Raw genomic sequence first — 17,694 nt, 5'->3', positions numbered from 1 at the left:
AAACCTCTAAAAATGTAAAAACTATGAGTGCAAGAATTATTTTCCTCAATCTGTGTCTCGCTATATTGTTCGCATCACAAGCGAAGGCACAAATCATCGTTTCTGATGGAACGAAAATACAGAATGATACCATCGGTGAAGCACAAATCCTTGTGCAATATGAAACGCGCTGTATCAGTAATACGGAAAAGCCGGAAAATGTTACGGAAGAAACCATGATGCTGGAAGTCGGTAAAAATCTCTCTAAGTTCTACAGTTACACCAAGTATGTTTGCGACTCTGTACTGGCAGTAGACTTCGCCAATAAAGCCTCGCAGGAAACGATTAATGAACATCTGAAACAATACGGAACAAGCAAACTGAGCGAACAAACCTTCAGAGGTTATCCTGCCGGAAAAGTAACGACCCTCGATGAAGTGGCAGGCATGACGCGCCTGCGTTGCGAAGAAACGGATGAACGTCCGCAGTGGAAGATACTGGCAGAAAACGATAGTGTCCTCTCCTACCTTTGCAGCAAAGCCGAATGTCAATTAAAAGGCCGTACATGGACAGCATGGTTTACTGCAGAAATACCCGTCAGCGAAGGTCCGTGGAAGCTTTGCGGACTGCCCGGACTGATACTGAAAGCCGAAGACAGTGAAGGGCATTATTCATTCACTGCCACAGGTGTAGAGCAATGCCACACATATCGGCCGATACTTTTCGACGGAAAGAAGCACGAACCGATGAACCGCAAAGCATACAACAAAGTGCACGAACGTTATTATGCCGATCCGGTAGGATTTATCACCGGAAGCATGCCGAACGTCACCGTCAAGGTTAGTGATGAACACGGCAATGCAACCAAGAACCCGAAAAACATTCCTTATAATCCACTGGAACGATAATATTTCTCCACACCCGTAAGCATTCGTGAAATCTATCGCATACTGAATGCATTTCAGTCGTATACTGAACCCTATTCAGTCGTATAGTGAATGCCATTCAGTCGTATACTTAAATATCCTCTTTTTACGCATTGATAATCAACAAATTACAAAATCACCATAATCGTATAAAAAATTCAACAAACTTCAATTGCCAAACAATCAATTATTGCAGTGTATGAATAAAAAAACTATCATTCTATTTTTCCTGTTTCTCTTTCGTTTCTTGTCGCCTACCTACGCACAGACGTTGAGCGGCAAGATAACAGATGCAGAAACCGATCAACCGCTGGAAGCTGTAATGATTAGTGTATTACGCGGAAACACAACGATAGACTATGCATTGACCGATGCCAAAGGACAATTTTCTTTGCCGTGGAAGCATAGCGGAATGCTGCAACTCAATATTTCTTTGTTAGGCTATAAGAGAGAAATGCGGAATATCAATGCGGCAGGAATCCTGAATCTCAGCCTACAACCGGAAGCCATCGTATTAAAAGAAGTACAAATACGTCCCGGACGTATCAATACCCGAAAAGATACGGTGAGATATGACTTGGCACAGTTTGCTTCATCTAAAGATGTGCACATAAAGGATGTATTGAAGAAACTTCCGGGCGTGGATGTAGATGAAAACGGACAGGTTAAGTATAAAGGGAAAGCCATCGACCACTACTTTGTGGAAGGAATGGACGTGACAGGCGGACGTTATAACCAAATCAACAACAACCTGAGTGCCAAAGCCGTAAAGAGTGCGGAAATCATGGAGAACTATCAGTCAGTAAAGGCCTTGAAAGGAAAAATCAATTCCGATGAGGTGGCATTGAACCTGAAACTGGATCCGAAAGCACGCGATCAATGGATAGCAAACGGTACTCTGGGAACCGGATGGAGTGACAACAACAAAATCCTGTGGGAAGGCAGACTGAATGCCCTTCAACTGGGTAAAGGAAAACAGAGTGTCTATAATTACAAGACAAATAACAATGGCAAGGACCTCAGCAACGAGCAAACCAAACTGACCGGAAATGGCCAGCAACAAGTTCCGCTTTCCGGTTTTCTCTCCCAGCCGGGCATCAGCGCACCATTAGACAAGAATCGCTTATTATTCAATGAAACCCACACCCTGAACGGCAACCGTATGTACAAATGGAATGATGACCGCAGCTTACGCCTGCAAGCCGGATATACTCATGAGCTAATCCGACAGCAACGGGGAAATACCCAAATCTATTATCAACCGACAGATACCATACAAATAGACGAAACCTACCATTATCGTCTGAGAAGTGACATCGCTAATCTGGAACTGCGTTATGAAGATAACAGCAGCCGGAATTATATATCCAACCGCTTCACCGTAGACGGAGAAATAAATCGCGGATGTTCGGAGGAACTGGGACAAACTCTGCAAACGTCACAGCTAAGTGCCGGAAACTACTTCAATCTTATCCGAAACCGGGAAAGCGGAACCTGGGAATTTCGTTCGACGACACAGTATGCTTACCAGCCTGCATCCTTACTACTCGAAGAAGGAAAAAGTAAATTCAACCAGCACAACTTCTACACAGATAACAGTGCCGCATATCTACGAAAGTATGATGGATTTACCCAACAATATAAGGCAGGAATACAAGGAGAACGGGCTACCCTGAAATATACTCCGACAAGACAGCCCAATGATTTCAATGCTTCGCATCTGTCATTGTATATTACCCCCTACTTCCAGCTGGAACGTGGAAAATGGCTGGCTACACTTTCGCTTCCTCTGAAAGCAGATCGGTATTTCTCACAACAGCGTTCGTTCCTGTTCTTCAATCCGTCCATGTATTTGCGCTATAAACTGGATTATCATTGGACGTTCTCCCTTTATGGCAGTCTGAAACGCTCGGCAGAAGACTTCTCCGACTTGTATCCGGGACTCTACCAAACTGATTACCGCACCTGGCGAGACGGCAACGGACTTTTCCCTACCAGCCTCACGCAAACCTACAATCTCTACGGAGAGTACAAAAACACTGTACAGGAATTTTTCATCACTGCCGCACTAACCTACAGCCGCAGCAACCGGAATACTCTTTTCGAACAGAGTGTTTCCGAAAATGCCATTGTCTACACTCGTCGTGAACTACCGAACCATAACGATAGCTGGAATCTCAGCAGTACTTTGTCCAAAGGTATATACGACTGGCATTTGAAAACCTCACTCACCCTACTACTCAGTCGCAGCAATGGCGAACAGCTTACCCGCCTGGCTGACAGCGAGGGTAACCGGCAAAGTCTTCTGCAGACCTATCGTTATGATTATCTGAAAGCAGAGCCTAAAATAATCTGGTCTCCCGCAGATATTTTTGAAGCGGAATATCATGCCACATTAGGCTATGGCGGCAGTAAGATAGGAAGTGATACCCGTCTCACCCCGTTACTGGACTTCATACAACGGCTACATCTCACATTCAGTATCGGGCAGGTAGACCTACGGCTATCCGGCGAGCATTACCGGAATGACTTAGGAGGGGACGCACATCTCAACACCGTGTTCGCAGATGCATCCCTTATCTATAAAAGAAAAAAATGGAGATTGGAAGCAAGCCTCAACAACCTGTTCAACAAAAAAGAGTATGCTTACACAACGTATTCCACCACGCAAAGCTACACTTCACGACTAAATATACGTCCGAGGGAAGCAATGGTGACGATAAATCATCAGTTCTGAGCCTGCAATATCATCACCGTGGAATATATCAATATCCCAACTATCGTCAATCCGCCCACCAATATGGGAGCATAAATATGGGGGACTTTCTTCATGGTCTTATACCCGCTGACTTTCAGGAAAAGGCGATATACAATGTATGCGGCAATCAATCCAACCAATGTTCCCGCGATGAGATCGCCCGGATAATGCACTCCCAAGTAGACACGTGAATAGCAGGTCAGCAACGCCCATCCCATCATAAACACAGTGAGCCATCGTTTACGGAAAAGAAACCAGACAAAGAATGCCAGGCCAAAAGTATTAGCAGCATGACAGGAGGGGAATCCATAACGCCCTCCTCGATGTCCGTTTACGATATGCACCATATCGGATATGGGATTTTCCAGATTGGCGGGACGAAGGCGTTCCACATACGGGCGTATCAATGTTGCCCCCGTCTGGTCGGCAATGGTAATTACGAGTGCCAGACCGACCATGCAGAACAAAGTCACTTTCCAATGGAAGTTGCGCAGCATCACATACCAAATGGCAGCATACATCGGCACCCAGACCCACTTACCGCTGTAGGCACTCATAAAGTAATCGAAAAAGGTGTTGTGCATCCCATTGATGAAAAGGAATATGTTTGTGTCTATATCTATCGCCCCTTGCAAGACATCCATAAGTGCTGTCATACTTTATACTCTTATACTTTATACTCTTATACTTTAATTATCTTCCTTTATCTTTTTGCTATATCGTCATACAATTTCTGCAGATAGGCTTTGCCCAACGGCAAGTTCTTTCCCTTTGCCGTGCCCTCATCCACTACCACAGCACCTGCCTGGCAATTGAATATCACCTGGTTGTCTGCTGTCACCATACCGAAAGCATCGGGTACGGTAAAGAACGCGAAATGAGGGGAAGCGGGATTAAGCATATCTTTACTGAAGACAAACTCTTCATGGGGCAGCGCCAATTGGGCCAGCAACGTGGCTGCAATGTCATGTTGCGAGCCATAGACGTCAATGCGCCTCGGCTCTCGGACGGCACCGCCCACCATCAACAGAGGTATCCGGTAGCGTTCTACCGACAAATTGTCGATATGTTCGGGATAAGCTCCCAAATGGTCTGGAACAAACACAATCACCGTATTCTTCCACTGGGGGAGCTCACGGAACTGTCTTACAAAATCGCCTGCACAACTATCCGTATAGGCAAAGGCGTTCAGCCGGTCATTCTCCAGACGACGGAAAGGTACTTCAAAAGGCTCGTGGCTGCTGGAGGTCTGCAAGACACGGAAATGAGGAGTTTTCTCTTCTGCAGTTCCTTCGGCAGCTTCGGTTTTCAAGTCTTCCAGCAGACGGTTGAATACGAGATGGTCGTGCGCCCCCCACTTACTTAAACGTTCCGTTACGGGAAAGTCCTGGTCGGAAACAATATCTTCAAAGCCCGATGACATCAGGTAGGAACGCATATTGGTAAAGTCGGCATCACCGCCATAATAATACTTGGTACCATAACCCGCCTTCCGCAAGCTGCCTGCAATGGCAGGAATGGACTGCGTTTTACGGGGATACTTCATAATACTCGTAGTGGGCTGGGCAGGATAGCCACTCAAGATAGCCACCAGTCCACGGTCCGTACGAAAACTGTTGGCGTAGAAGTTCGTAAAGAGCACCCCTTCCTTACTCAAGCTATCCAGATGAATGGCAATATTCGGCTCACCTCCCAAAGCTGTCATCAACCTAGAGGAAAAACTCTCAAGAATCACAAAGAGTACATCGGGACGCTGAGTATTGAATAAAGTATGCAGCGAATCGGCAGATTGCCGCACAGAATCCGTCTCTTCCGTTTGACCACCGGCAACTGCGGGTTCAAGCATGTCTTTAAAAAGCCGGTCGGCCTCCGCAGCTTCCATAAAACGGTATTGCTTGCTAAAGTCCTTCTGCTTGGCAAGAGATTCCATCAGACTGAATGCAGGGTTGATAGCTGCATGGTTCAGACGCTGCTCGGCACTGAAATAGACTTTCCCCACATTCATGGTAGATACTGTAAAGCCTCCACGGATAGGAATAAACAGCAGCCCCGTCATCAGCAACAATATACCTGACACCTTCAGGCGACGATAAGGCAGTTTCATCTGCAGCAACAGTTTCTTCTGCAACAAGATGCTGTAGAAAACAACATACAGCACGACAGCATAAACAGCCATTGCAACAATTCCCCCCAGCACCATCCAGATACTGACGCTGGCCACTGCTTCTTTAGGAGAAGAAAAGAAATAGAACAACGGTGTGGCATCCAAACGAAATCCCCAATACTCGTATAATCCTAAATCTACAGTAAAAATAATGGATAGAAGAACAGAAATGAAGAGGAAATAGCCGCACCAGATGAGATGAAGGGATTTAGAAAGTGTCCATACAGAGGTTATGAAAAGAAAACCGGGAATAGCTGTCAGATAACCAGCCAGAGATAGGTCTAAAGGTAACCCATGCCAAATGACACTGAACCAGTCCGCACACGAGACATCCGGGTACAGCGATTTGTAAAACAGCATAAACAGTGGTTTCTGCAACACAAAAATGCAGACAAACAAGCAGTATGTCTTAATAAATCCTATGAGCCTATCTTTCATCGGTGCCTTATTGTATATCTAAATATAAGGCGCAAAAATAAATCTTTTTATTCTATTTCTCACCAATATTAGTCAATAATTACATTGAAAGATAGGCTTATAGGATATTTTAAGTTTATCCGTTCACGCGTTTGTAATCTTCAAGGAACTTCCTCAGACCGGAATCGGTCAGCGGATGATTAAGTAAACCCTTAATGGCCGAAAGCGGACAAGTAGCCACATCAGCACCCACCTCTATACACTGCATGATATGTGCCGTATGACGGATAGAGGCGGCAAGTACCTGGGTGGTATATCCATAATAACGGTACATCTCTACAATCTTCGCAACCAATGCAATGCCATCCTCACAGATATCATCGAGACGCCCCACAAACGGAGAAACATACGTTGCACCTGCCTTGGCTGCAAGCAATGCCTGACCGACAGAAAATACCAGAGTACAATTTGTACGGATACCTTTGCCCGAGAAGTATTTAACGGCCTTGATACCTTCTGCAATGCAAGGCACCTTCACTACGATATGCGGATTCAAGGCTGCCAATTCTTCACCCTCTTTAATCATGCCTTCATAGTCGGTAGCTATCACCTCGGCACTCACATCGCCTTGCACAATATTACAGATGTCCACATAGTGCTTACGCTGGTTCTCCACTCCTTTGATACCTTCTTTTGCCATAAGCGAAGGATTAGTGGTAACTCCGTCGAGTACGCCCAAGTCATAGGCCTCCCGAATCTGTTCTAAATTTGCCGTATCAATAAAAAACTTCATGATATAAATGTTTAGATGGTTGATATTACAAATATAACGATTTACACCATAAATGGTTCCCGCCAGTCCTTTATTATCTTTGCTTGACGTAATTATTATCCGGTCAGCGGTTTCGCTTCAAGAATAAACGGTTAGTAATTGTTTGCGGCAATTCATTCTCATAGTGGGTTACCATAATCATCGTTTTATCCCGACGATGGCAGAATGCCTCTATAATCTTCTTAACCCGACGGCGGTTGTATGTATCGAGTCCATGAAGCGGTTCATCCAATATCAGCAGTTCCGGGTCCTTGACAAAAGCACGTGCCAATAATGCCAGACGCTGTTCCCCGCTGGAGAGTTGCAGAAAAGGATTGTCTTTCAAGGCGGCAATACCGAAAATCTCCATCCACCACTCACATACCGACATCTGTTCGGCATGAGGACGTTTATACAATCCGATGCTGTCGTGCAGACCGGAAGCGACAATCTCTATGGCAGGCAGATTCTTCAGATAAGCACGATGCATTTCCGGACTGACATAACCGATGTGTTTCTTGATTTCCCAAATACTCTCCCCCGTTCCGCGCTTCCGTCCGAAAAGACTGATATCGCAGGCGTATGACTGCGGATTATCCGCACAAACCAAACTAAGCAAGGTAGACTTGCCGGCACCGTTCTCGCCACTCAGCGCCCACTTCTCACCACGCATCACTGTCCAATCCAGCTCCTTCAGAATGGTACGGTCATCGTAACGGATGCTAACCCCGTTCAATTTCACCACTTCGTCCGAAGTGAAATTCGCATGTTCGTAGGGCAAATCGAGAATACACCGCTGCAATTCCTCCAACGCTCCGGCCTCTTCCTGAATACGCATCTGATTGCCCGCACAGAATGCCTGCACATACTCCTCACGTTCCATCTTTTCGCCCACCTTCATGTCCTCTACCGGCACAACATGTGTAATAAATGAAGGTATGTCATCCAACATGGAAAGCACAAGGACAATCTGCAACTCGCCCAGCCGGGTAAGCCGCTCCAGCAAATTAAAAAGCAGTTCACGGGTAGGCGCATCCAGCCCTATGAAAGGATTGTCCATGATAAGAATTCGGGGAACAGTCAGTAAAGCTTTAGTCAACTGAAACCTGCGCAGCTCCCCACTGCTGAGAAGAATGATTTTCTTGTCAAGCATCGGCTCTATGCTGAAAAGTTCAAATAGCTGCCGCCTCAAGACATCGTCTTTTACCTCTCCCAGCACTTCGCGTACTAGCGGAGCATCCTCCTGGTCGTGGGCATTCCAACGCTGTTGATAGTAATAATTGGCATCGGCAGAACCGTAAGTATCACGGAAAGCAATGTATTTGATATTGTCATAGGCAGTTTTCGTGAGGGAGGGAGAGAAATCATAGGTAAGCTCACCATCACGCAAAGGATACTTTTCCGTCAGCATATCCACCAGGAGGCTCTTTCCGGCTCCGTTCGGTCCTACAATGGCAATGTGTTCTCCTGCCAGGAAATCAAGGGTGACAGGCTCTGTCAAACGAACAAGCGGGTTGCGTACTACGCCCCCCGCTATGTGTATTGTATGTTGTTGCATCATCCAATCATCATTTATACATAATCAGTGCCGATTGGGCCGGAACAACAACTTCGGGGCCGTACAGTGTGCCCAAACCTTGTTCATTGATAAAGCCATCCTTGCAGACCACTGTATATTTACCTTCGGGTACGGTAAGTTTGGCAGGCTCCTTACGGGCATTCAAGACTAGTATAATATCTCCCCATGCATCACCGTTGGCATTTTCTTTCAGACGGTAAACCACCACATTGCTGCCGTCAACCGGTAGAAATTCCAAATGCTTACGCACCAAATCCGCATCACCCATACGGAAAGCCGGATGCTTCTTACGAAGCTGTATCAACCCTTTATAATAAGCAAATACATCTGCATGCTCCGCCTTTCGTCTCCAATCAATCGCATTGATGGAATCGGGACTCTCAAAACTATTGTGTACTCCCTTCTTGTCACGCATCACTTCCTCACCGGCATAAATAAACGGTACACCTTGGGAAGTGAATACGGCTGTTTGCGCCAGTTTGTCAAGCTTTGCCAATTCTACGGGAGTAATACCCGGGATACTTGCTTTCAGCCTATCCACCAAGCACATATCATCATGGCAGGAAACATAGCTGATCATCTGTGTAGGTTGTTCCGCCCACGGAGCCTTACTATAATTCACAGAGTCATTATTTACTTGCGGATGCCTGATGGCTCCTACAATACCAAACTTTATGCTCTCCTCTCCTCCCGGCAATCCAGCAAGGAAAGCACCTTGATGATTGTCATTAAACGGACCGCGTAAAGCATCACGCATTTCGTCAGAGAAAGCAGCAACACCCGGCATCTTATAAGTATTGGCTTTCATTGCCAGAGAATCTTCCGCCATCTGTGGAGCCGATGCCGCCCATCCTTCACCATATATAAATATAGTCGGATCTACAGACGTTGCCGCCTTACGGATTTCGTTCATTGTCTCGATGTCATGAATACCCATCAGGTCAAAACGGAATCCGTCAATGTGATATTCATTAATCCAATGTAATACAGACTCTATCATGTATTTACGCATCATCGGACGGTTGCTGGCAGTTTCATTGCCACAAGCCGAACCGTCTGCATACGTTCCGTCTGGTCGCTGACGGTAAAAGTATCCCGGCACTGTACGTTCAAAATTACTGTCGGATGTATTGAAAGTATGGTTATACACCACATCCAGAACAACACGGATACCTGCTTTGTGCAAAGCCTGCACCATCTGCTTGAATTCCCGGATACGAACATCCGGTTTGTAGGGGTCGGTAGAATAAGAGCCATCAGGCACATTGTAATTCTGCGGATCATATCCCCAATTATACTTGTTCTCGTCCAGCTTTGTCTCATCAACGGAGGCATAGTCATAAGACGGAAGGAGATGTACATGTGTCACCCCCAATTCTTTCAGATGGTCAATGCCGGTTGCCAGCTTGTCGGGACTTACCGTTCCTTGTTCTGTCAGTGCCAGGAACTTTCCTTTATGCTCAATGCCCGACGACGGTTCGATGGACATATCACGATGGTGCATTTCATAAAGAATCACATCGGCAGGAGAGGCCAATGCCGGACGTTTATCATCTGCCCATCCTTCGGGGTCCGTGGATTTCATGTCGATGATGGCGGCACGTTTTCCATTCACCCCTACAGCTTTGGCATTGATACCCGGAGTATCCCCCAGCCACTTATCATTGATTTTCACATTGAATGTGTAGAATTTACCCATCAAGTCCTTTTCAACTTTAGTTTTCCAAGTTCCTTCTTCAGAGGGTTCCATTGAAATAGTTTCATAGGCATGCCCTCCATCTCCTGCTTCGAACAACATCAGGCGAACTTCATCTGCCGTAGGTGCCCACAATGTGAATTGCGTGGCAGCAGGTGTATATTCCATCTCTGTCAGACTACCCGAACGGACAGGGTAAAGTTCGTACGAAGCATACTCCGTCTTCGCGGGAGTGCAGCTTACAATCGTCGTTGCAGCCACTCCAATGATAGCAAGTTCATTCAATTTCATGATATTATTTTTAGATTCTACATTTCAATTCTTATCACTTCTTCACCTTATCCGGATTTTTGGCAATAAAGTCTTTCCAGCCATGATAGCCTTTCTCCACCGTGGGACGCCCCATCTGCAGAAAGTGACAATAGGCAGCAGCAAGCCCGTCCGTTGCATCCATAAAAGTAGGCATATCCTCTTTAGGAAAATGCAGCATACGCTGCAACATGTCCGCCACCTGTTCCTTGGATGCTTGTCCGTTTCCGGTGATAGCCATCTTTATTTTTAAAGGAGCATATTCCGTAATGGGAATATCCCTGCTCAAAGCAGCTGCCATTGCTACGCCTTGCGCACGCCCCAACTTCAACATGGACTGTACATTCTTTCCGAAGAAAGGGGCCTCAATAGCGAGCTCGTCAGGCAAATAACTCTCTATGATACTCAGTACCCGTTCATGAATATGGCGTAACTTCAGATAGTGGTCTCCAAATTTGCGGAGGTCGATAATTCCCATGGCTATCATTTCCGGCTTGACACCTGCCACACGCAATACTCCATACCCCATAATGGTGGTACCAGGGTCTATACCCAATATTATTTTCTCTTTGACCGGTTGTATCACACTATTACCTCCATCAATGTAGGAAAGCCAATCACTTTATCTTTAAAGATATTCAGTAATTCCTCGTTCAGTTTCACTCCTTGCTCTTGATGCCAACGATGCAGTTTGGCAGAGTTTTCCACCTCAAACTGAACAGAATAGCAGATGCTTCCTTCTTCAATATGACTCAAGATACGGGCTATACGTGGAGCATACAATGTTCCGTTCTTTTCTACCTCGGGAAGATAGTGTTCCTGCATCCATATCAGGAAGTTTTTGTCTTCTCCTTCCTCTACATGATAAGTGGTATTATATATCAGCATAACTTATTTTTTCAAATTCTTTCGCAAACATAGCAATTATTTCAGAATAATGCATTATATTTGCACCATCAAAAACGAAAGCAAGCCTGCAAACGTTGGCAACGGGGCGTTAGCTCATCTGGCTAGAGCGCGACACTGGCAGTGTCGAGGTGATGAGTTCGAGTCTCATACGCTCCACGAGTAAGACATACAGCAATAGTTGTGTGTCTTATTTTATGCCTATATGCCTAGAACACCCTATTATGGCACATTCTGAAACATCAAATAATGATTCTATTAAGAAAGCTGAAACAATGATTTCAAACAATGAAATCAAACAATGTTTTGTCCAAAAGATACCCCCCTACCATAACCTAGTAAAACCTAAAGAGACAAAATCAATAATGTTTTACTTCATAGTAAAAATCAAAAACGAACAAGTGCGTACATCTACAAGATGTAAGGTACCCCAATCAATGGGAGAAGAATAAAGCCAAAGTAAGTAAACTGCTTCCTAAACTAGAATCAAATAATAATATGATCCTTAATAACCAAATCAAAATATCATTGATGTAAGTTTTATCTGTGCCATAACAACAGATTTGCTACATTAGCGAATTTTTATTCTTGTCGGGACGGGTGGTCCCGACAAGAGCGCTGGCCGTTCCCCGACCGATGAATTTAAAAGCGTAAAACAATCCGCGATATATTTTGATTGTTCACAGCTTATTGAATAAGAGTTTTCTTGTTTCTATGTTTTATGAATTTAAAAATGAATTGTACTTTCTGCTTTTTTATTGGGATATACACGAATAGTTCTCAAAGGGGTGCAACCATCTATGGCTGTGAACTGGTATGCCCCGTTTCGTACTTTCATTACATCCAGCTGAGCCCTCTCTCCTAGAATTTCTTTACTGTATCGTGTACAGGCTGACTTTTTACGTCGTTTCACAACAGTCTTGACTTGATGCTTTTTTAACACATACCACACCGTCATGGCTGAGAGCTTTATTCTCTTCCTAAGCAGATAGTTGGCAATCCGTTGCGCTCCCCCATCTTCTCGTCTCACGCAGATTAAGGATAGTGGTTTCAATTTCAGGTGTTATCTTCACATTGGCAAGTCTTGATGGACGTTTAGACTTATCGGACAAATCCGACTTGCCTTGTTCTTTCTCACGATTTATCCAAGGGTATAACGTGAAACAGGAATCCCTCGCCGAAGGGCAGTCTTTGTCATAGAACCCGTTTAACCATATAGCTCAAGCCATTTTTGGCGCATCCGTATTTTCCGTATATCTTCTTTCATGCTACGAAGATACGGATTAAGATTTGCCTACGAAAAGAAAAAGTGTAGCGTATCTATTGATACTTTACAAATTAATCATGCTAAAAAGTATGCTTTTAAAAAATGAGTATGCCGATGATGGAATGTTTCATCGGCATACTTAAACCCACAATCTTTTACCAAATATGCAATTTGACAATCTCTGGCATTTTCGAATAGATTCTTTGAAGGAAAACTATCCGATTATTCCTACAGATCAGTATCTCACATCGCGCACACAGAACACACCGGCTCTGCCGTATTTTTTCCGTTCTTCCTTGTCTTCCTCCACCATGCCTCTCTCATCTGAATAGTAGCGCATCATATGCATTTCTACCCGGCGAATTTTCAGCAACTCCCCTTCCGAATCGGTCTTCCAATAGTTCAGTATGTAGCCGGTAGGCGTATATTCGTGTCTACCGGGATAATAGCGGCTGTAAGAATACGCCGTACGGCAATGGAACACGGCGCAAAGCCGGTGCTTAAAGTTATGATTCCTTTTATCACTTAAATCGCATGTCAGACTGAGTGGGTTGTACCAGCCGTAAGCATCACCTACGGCATCCTCGTCTCCCGGCTTCACCATGGGCGAGAAAGGCAGGTTGTCCTCATCCTGGAAGAAGTTGAATGCCAGCTGAATCAATGTCAGTTCGCGTTCATTGGGCAAGCGCCACGCTCCGGCGGGGGTCACTCCGTCTCCTGCTTCGTGATAGTCTTGGGCTATGGTAAACTTATCTCGTTTGGCATTGTCTATCTCAATAAGTTTCAATGTCGTACCTGTCCATGTTACCTTACTGGGAGTATCTTTATCAAATCTCAGGTGACTCGGGTCAGTGCACTCAAATTCCGCAATCGTATCCATCAGCATGGGTTCTTGTGCCAGCTGGAATTTCTTGTACAGACGGTTCTGCGTATCGCGTTCGTTATGGGGCTGAAGCTCCCGGTAACTGAACGAGCGCATGGCTTCGTCCGCCAAAAAGACTTCCAGCGTACGGCTTGCTTCATCGTATTTGTAATAAGGAGACGAAACTTCCCTGTCCATCCTGCCACTCACGACTCCGCTTCCCAAGCTCCTCACACTAATCATGTGTCTCAGATACGTATGACTTATGTATCCTCCCAGTTCCGACCATATTGTGGAATAAGAACCGTGTGTACTGGCCGTATATCCCTGTACGGGATTGTCGGTTATCTCTTTCCCTTCCGCTCCTATATATATATCGAAAGACGCTTTCCACAAGGCGGCTTCTTTTGCCATGGCAGGCTCTCCCAGCCACATACCCACCAATTGCCCTATGGCAGGTACATACCAGCGCAGTTCTTCCTCGTCCAGATAGCCGTTGCCGTTCAAATCACGGTTACGTATCAGCATGATAACCGGATCGTCGGCCTGTCCGCTAATCGGTCGGGATTCCTTCAGACTTCCATCTTTCCTCAGTATAAAACCGGATAGGAAAGGTGATGTTTTAAGCCCCCATTCCATACCATGTATATTACAATTTCCAACCTGACCATCCAGCTTTTGCCAAGTATTCTTTCTGCCGTCCCAAACTTCCCTCTGGTCCGATTCTGGCTCATACAGGATGGCCGTCTGCTCTTCCACCGACTCCAAGCCGAATTTATTGAGAGTCTCATCGTTCATATCATAGAAGCAGGCAATGGAACGTTGTTTCAGCGTATAAACCGACTGCGACACCGCGCTCTTACCATCTTGGCTGAACTTGAGGTCCGTAGCAAGCGAGAAGATACGGTCCTTGCAGTTGATAAAATCTTTCAGATGCACCGATGCCGTAATACGCGGGTCGGGATGTTTCTCATAAAAGTTCTCATCCACAAAGCAGGTGTAGTACGCCGAATCCTCCTTGCTTGCATAAAACTCATCGAGCGCATCGAACACACTTTTCACCTTGTCAGGATGATAGTATTCCAGGAGATAGGGGCTTTCTTTATCCGGTTTTGTTCCATTATAGAAATAGTTATCCGGTGTCTTCTCTCTCGCAAACTCCAGCCACGCCAGATAGCCTTGTGCCACATCTTTGGTAATACCGAAACTGCTCACGGATACACATTTGCCTTCCGCACCTCCGTCGGGGGTACCTTTAGGATAATACATCACCCCCATGACCCCGAAAGGTGTGTCGGTATACAGATAGACACCATTTTCAATGTCTTTCCGCATGAATTTCATCTCCACCTGGTCAAAATGGGCATCGATATGTGCGAAAGCCTCATGCTTGAACACCACTCCTTCCGCTCCCGGAGTCTTTTCGTTCTCATCTTCCACTTCCACCACTATATCATCCACTCCGTTGATGGTTACATTATACGTATAGTGATGGTCGCGCTCCACGCTGAAGTGATTGAGGTCTTTCCCGAAATTACCCAAATGGATATAATAACGGACATCGGCAGCAACCGTCTTGTCTGCATTTTCAAACCATCCGGTCAGTTCAATATAAGTAGAAGCTTTCGGAGCAAACTCAAACTTGTAGTGCCCTTTGTGATTATCGGCATTATCAGCATGAAAATCATCGGGAGCGGTCTCTTCCGTATTTTTATTGTCGGCAGTCTTCACCACCTTATCCCGCTGCCTGTATTCGGTAATCTCCACGCCGGATCTTACCTTGCGTATGTTCTCCGGCAGGTATATAGTAAAAGTGAGAGAATCCAGTAAACCGAAATTCACCGGCTTGGCATCTTCCACCAGGATACGGTCCCGCTCTTCTTCCGTCCACGCCTGTGCGGTGGGCGACACATAATGAGGTATATGGCGAACCGTGTAATCTCGCGCCGTAAACTTCACTCCTTTACCTTCCCTGATATTCATTGTAATCTTGCTCATCAGGCGTTTCAGCACAAACGAATTGTCTTCATCGTGTTTACCGTCCGGCAACAGTATATGAGTTTTTCCCTCTTCATCCGTATAACTGATTTGTCCCTGTTCGTTCACATGACATAATCCTGTATTGTTGTTCACCATACCCGTAAGCGGCAGATAACCGTCTACGCTGTGTATATTTCCGTTCCACTTCGGGGTTGCTTTTTCAAAAAACTCCGCCTGAGTGCCCAGCGCATCCCCACCCGATACTCCCGGAAAGAAATTAAGGAACGAACTTTGCGCATTGCCCAACAGATAGATGTATACATCACCCACCGGAACATAGAACTTGATTTCACCGCATGTAGGGTCGTCATTATCGGCGATCCATCCGCCGGTAGCACCTTCCAGCGGCTTATTGGACGGATTGGAGAACAGATGATAGGCCAACAACTCATTTTCTTCCGGATTGTCGCTCTTCGCTTCATATACAAAAGCCATCACGCCCGAAAGCTGGGAGTCATAATCAATCTCTCCACCTGCCGCACGGGTTGTAATCGTGGTAGTGATGCCACGTCCCACACCGAACGGAAGCCTCACCTCCACCCGCTTGTCACGGTCTACTCCCTGCAAGTAGTTTCCTTCGATGAACTCATCGGTGCAAGATGCAAGCGACAGGAGCGCCAACAGTCCCGCCACTAGAATATGATTCACTGTTTTTTTCATCATGCTGTATATTTTTGTCTGTTATTCGTCTGCCTAATTAAATTCCACATCTCCGCCTCCGGTTTCCCACGGAACAATCATCCAATGTGCTGTCATAGCCACGTGTCCGTGCATGGAAATAACGGAAAACAGCCGCAGGTTCATGTTGGCTTCCACTTCGGGCAAAGCTACATATTGCATATCAGCCTCATGTCCTTCCGTACCGTCACTTCCCACTTTATGTTCATGCGACAGTATTTTCAGATAATATCCCCTTGAACTCTCAGCTGACGGATTCTCAGGATAACGGTCTGCAATTTCATTGGAGTTGGCAAACAGATAAATCGGTTTGGCTGGCATCCACTGAAAGTTTTTCGTGTCTGTATTCCCGGCATGTGCCAAAGCCTTAATCTCGTTGATATGGGTCTTCTCCTGCAAGTTCTTTTCATACTCCTCATATTCCGGTGTCCCTTCTTGCGGAGCGATTTCCGGTTCCTCCGGCCATCCCGCACTCAGAATTACCTTGCCGTTCTTCTGATTCTTCGAGTCGGAATTTTCACCGGCTCCCTCCAGAAAATTGAAATCTCCCGTATATTCGTACTTCTCTTTCGGAAACAGATACCCGTATTCCGGCATATTGTAGAGATACAACCCGCGCCCCATATAGAGCTGCCCCTCTCCGGCGTCTGCCACATCCGCCTTGGCAAAGTAAAGCTGTAGCTTCGCTATGCTGCGTTTCAGTTCCAGGTTTATCTCCTGATTATCGTGCGTAACTGTTCCACGATACTTACAGGTCATTGGCACAATGGCAGAGCGGTATTTTTTTCCCGTTTCATCCTTGTCTGTTGCCGTTCCGCCCGACACATATTCCGCTTCCGGCAGCCGGCTGAAAGTCAAAGACTCCAGTCTGTCCGGCACTACTTCCAAGCCTTCGACCGGATGTACTCCCCCGACAGTCTCACCGGGCAGTACAAAAATGTCTCCCTTGTTTTCGCAAAGCAGTTCTCCGGCCTCCTGCTCGTTGGCCACTGCATAAAACCAGACTTCTCCTTTCGGCAATTTCCATTTAAAAGTATGAGCCGGCACATCCTCCCCGCCATAATAATACCCCACCGGGCTGCCATTCTGGAAAGCATACACCCTGAGCGTCTTCACCTGCGAGTCGAAATCATCCGTTTCTGCCGCCCTTGTATCGATTGAAAATTTCACCGTCACCGGTTCTCCCTTTCCGGGAAACATCCCTTCCTGCCCGTCCGGTGCACAAGCCGTCATTATCCCCGCCGTTGCGGAAAACATACATATATATGAGTATTTCAGGATTTTCATATCTTCTCCTTCCTG

General features: G+C 45.9%; 12 protein-coding genes and 1 tRNA gene. 4 read left to right on the top strand and 9 right to left on the bottom strand.

The window, feature by feature from the left end:
• The first annotated feature begins 23 nt into the window (after positions 1-23).
• Both ITJ87_RS09060 and ITJ87_RS09055 read left to right on the top strand, forming a co-directional pair.
• Entirely contained in the window at positions 24-887 is an 864-nt protein-coding gene (locus ITJ87_RS09060) for a GLPGLI family protein (protein ID WP_117966213.1), read from the top strand.
• 217 nt (positions 888-1,104) lie between these two features.
• Positions 1,105-3,642, top strand: a complete 2,538-nt coding sequence (locus ITJ87_RS09055; protein ID WP_117966274.1) for a carboxypeptidase-like regulatory domain-containing protein — start codon at positions 1,105-1,107, stop codon at positions 3,640-3,642.
• On the opposite strand, the gene ITJ87_RS09050 is transcribed toward ITJ87_RS09055, so the two are convergent.
• The 7 genes from ITJ87_RS09050 to ITJ87_RS09020 all read right to left on the bottom strand — a co-directional run bounded on the left by ITJ87_RS09050 (position 3,633) and on the right by ITJ87_RS09020 (position 11,527).
• Positions 3,633-4,319 (bottom strand): phosphatase PAP2 family protein, encoded by a 687-nt coding sequence (locus ITJ87_RS09050; RefSeq protein ID WP_022401654.1) that lies wholly within the window; start codon positions 4,317-4,319, stop codon positions 3,633-3,635. The genes ITJ87_RS09055 and ITJ87_RS09050 overlap by 10 nt on opposite strands.
• A 47-nt stretch (positions 4,320-4,366) precedes the next feature.
• Positions 4,367-6,265, bottom strand: coding sequence for an LTA synthase family protein (locus ITJ87_RS09045; RefSeq protein ID WP_117966216.1), 1,899 nt, complete (start codon positions 6,263-6,265; stop codon positions 4,367-4,369).
• A gap of 115 nt (positions 6,266-6,380) precedes the next feature.
• Positions 6,381-7,037, bottom strand: coding sequence for a fructose-6-phosphate aldolase (gene fsa, locus ITJ87_RS09040; RefSeq protein WP_005835793.1), 657 nt, complete (start codon positions 7,035-7,037; stop codon positions 6,381-6,383).
• Between the two features lie 103 nt (positions 7,038-7,140).
• A complete protein-coding gene (locus ITJ87_RS09035; protein WP_117966277.1) occupies positions 7,141-8,613 on the bottom strand; it encodes an ATP-binding cassette domain-containing protein in 1,473 nt (490 codons plus the stop codon).
• Between the two features lie 10 nt (positions 8,614-8,623).
• Positions 8,624-10,621 carry a type I pullulanase gene (gene pulA / locus ITJ87_RS09030; protein WP_035449519.1) on the bottom strand — a complete coding sequence of 666 codons (1,998 nt, stop codon included), beginning with the start codon at positions 10,619-10,621 and terminating at the stop codon, positions 8,624-8,626.
• Between the two features lie 34 nt (positions 10,622-10,655).
• Positions 10,656-11,225, bottom strand: coding sequence for a crossover junction endodeoxyribonuclease RuvC (gene ruvC / locus ITJ87_RS09025; RefSeq protein ID WP_005826381.1), 570 nt, complete (start codon positions 11,223-11,225; stop codon positions 10,656-10,658).
• A complete protein-coding gene (locus ITJ87_RS09020) occupies positions 11,222-11,527 on the bottom strand; it encodes a DUF4286 family protein (protein WP_005826379.1) in 306 nt (101 codons plus the stop codon). The genes ruvC and ITJ87_RS09020 overlap by 4 nt, the downstream gene beginning before the upstream one ends.
• 103 nt (positions 11,528-11,630) lie before the next feature.
• On the opposite strand from ITJ87_RS09020, the gene ITJ87_RS09015 reads away from it, so the two are divergent.
• Positions 11,631-11,704: transfer RNA gene (locus ITJ87_RS09015), tRNA-Ala, on the top strand.
• A 65-nt stretch (positions 11,705-11,769) separates the two neighbouring features.
• Positions 11,770-11,997, top strand: a complete 228-nt coding sequence (locus tag ITJ87_RS09010) for a hypothetical protein (protein ID WP_117601196.1) — start codon at positions 11,770-11,772, stop codon at positions 11,995-11,997.
• Between the two features lie 1,050 nt (positions 11,998-13,047).
• On the opposite strand, the gene ITJ87_RS09005 is transcribed toward ITJ87_RS09010, so the two are convergent.
• Positions 13,048-16,377: a DUF4906 domain-containing protein gene (locus tag ITJ87_RS09005; protein ID WP_226791131.1), complete on the bottom strand. Its 3,330-nt coding sequence runs from the start codon at positions 16,375-16,377 to the stop codon at positions 13,048-13,050.
• 30 nt (positions 16,378-16,407) lie between these two features.
• A complete protein-coding gene (locus ITJ87_RS09000; protein WP_117966218.1) occupies positions 16,408-17,679 on the bottom strand; it encodes a FimB/Mfa2 family fimbrial subunit in 1,272 nt (423 codons plus the stop codon).
• Between the last annotated feature and the right edge of the window lie 15 nt (positions 17,680-17,694).

This window comes from Bacteroides sp. HF-162, assembly GCF_015679285.1.
GTDB lineage: Bacteria > Bacteroidota > Bacteroidia > Bacteroidales > Bacteroidaceae > Bacteroides > Bacteroides uniformis.
Note: the sequence above shows the minus strand (reverse complement) of the source record. Positions and strands in the feature narration are given on the sequence as shown.

Coding starts and splice junctions, on each gene's coding strand:
- ITJ87_RS09055 (WP_117966274.1), top strand. CDS start 1,105: ATGAATAAAAAAACTATCATTCTATTTTTCCTGTTTCTCTTTCGTTTC.
- ITJ87_RS09020 (WP_005826379.1), bottom strand. CDS start 11,527: ATGCTGATATATAATACCACTTATCATGTAGAGGAAGGAGAAGACAAA.
- ITJ87_RS09010 (WP_117601196.1), top strand. CDS start 11,770: ATGGCACATTCTGAAACATCAAATAATGATTCTATTAAGAAAGCTGAA.
- ITJ87_RS09050 (WP_022401654.1), bottom strand. CDS start 4,319: ATGACAGCACTTATGGATGTCTTGCAAGGGGCGATAGATATAGACACA.
- fsa (WP_005835793.1), bottom strand. CDS start 7,037: ATGAAGTTTTTTATTGATACGGCAAATTTAGAACAGATTCGGGAGGCC.
- pulA (WP_035449519.1), bottom strand. CDS start 10,621: ATGAAATTGAATGAACTTGCTATCATTGGAGTGGCTGCAACGACGATT.
- ITJ87_RS09000 (WP_117966218.1), bottom strand. CDS start 17,679: ATGAAAATCCTGAAATACTCATATATATGTATGTTTTCCGCAACGGCG.
- ITJ87_RS09005 (WP_226791131.1), bottom strand. CDS start 16,377: ATGATGAAAAAAACAGTGAATCATATTCTAGTGGCGGGACTGTTGGCG.
- ITJ87_RS09045 (WP_117966216.1), bottom strand. CDS start 6,265: ATGAAAGATAGGCTCATAGGATTTATTAAGACATACTGCTTGTTTGTC.
- ITJ87_RS09060 (WP_117966213.1), top strand. CDS start 24: ATGAGTGCAAGAATTATTTTCCTCAATCTGTGTCTCGCTATATTGTTC.
- ITJ87_RS09035 (WP_117966277.1), bottom strand. CDS start 8,613: ATGCAACAACATACAATACACATAGCGGGGGGCGTAGTACGCAACCCG.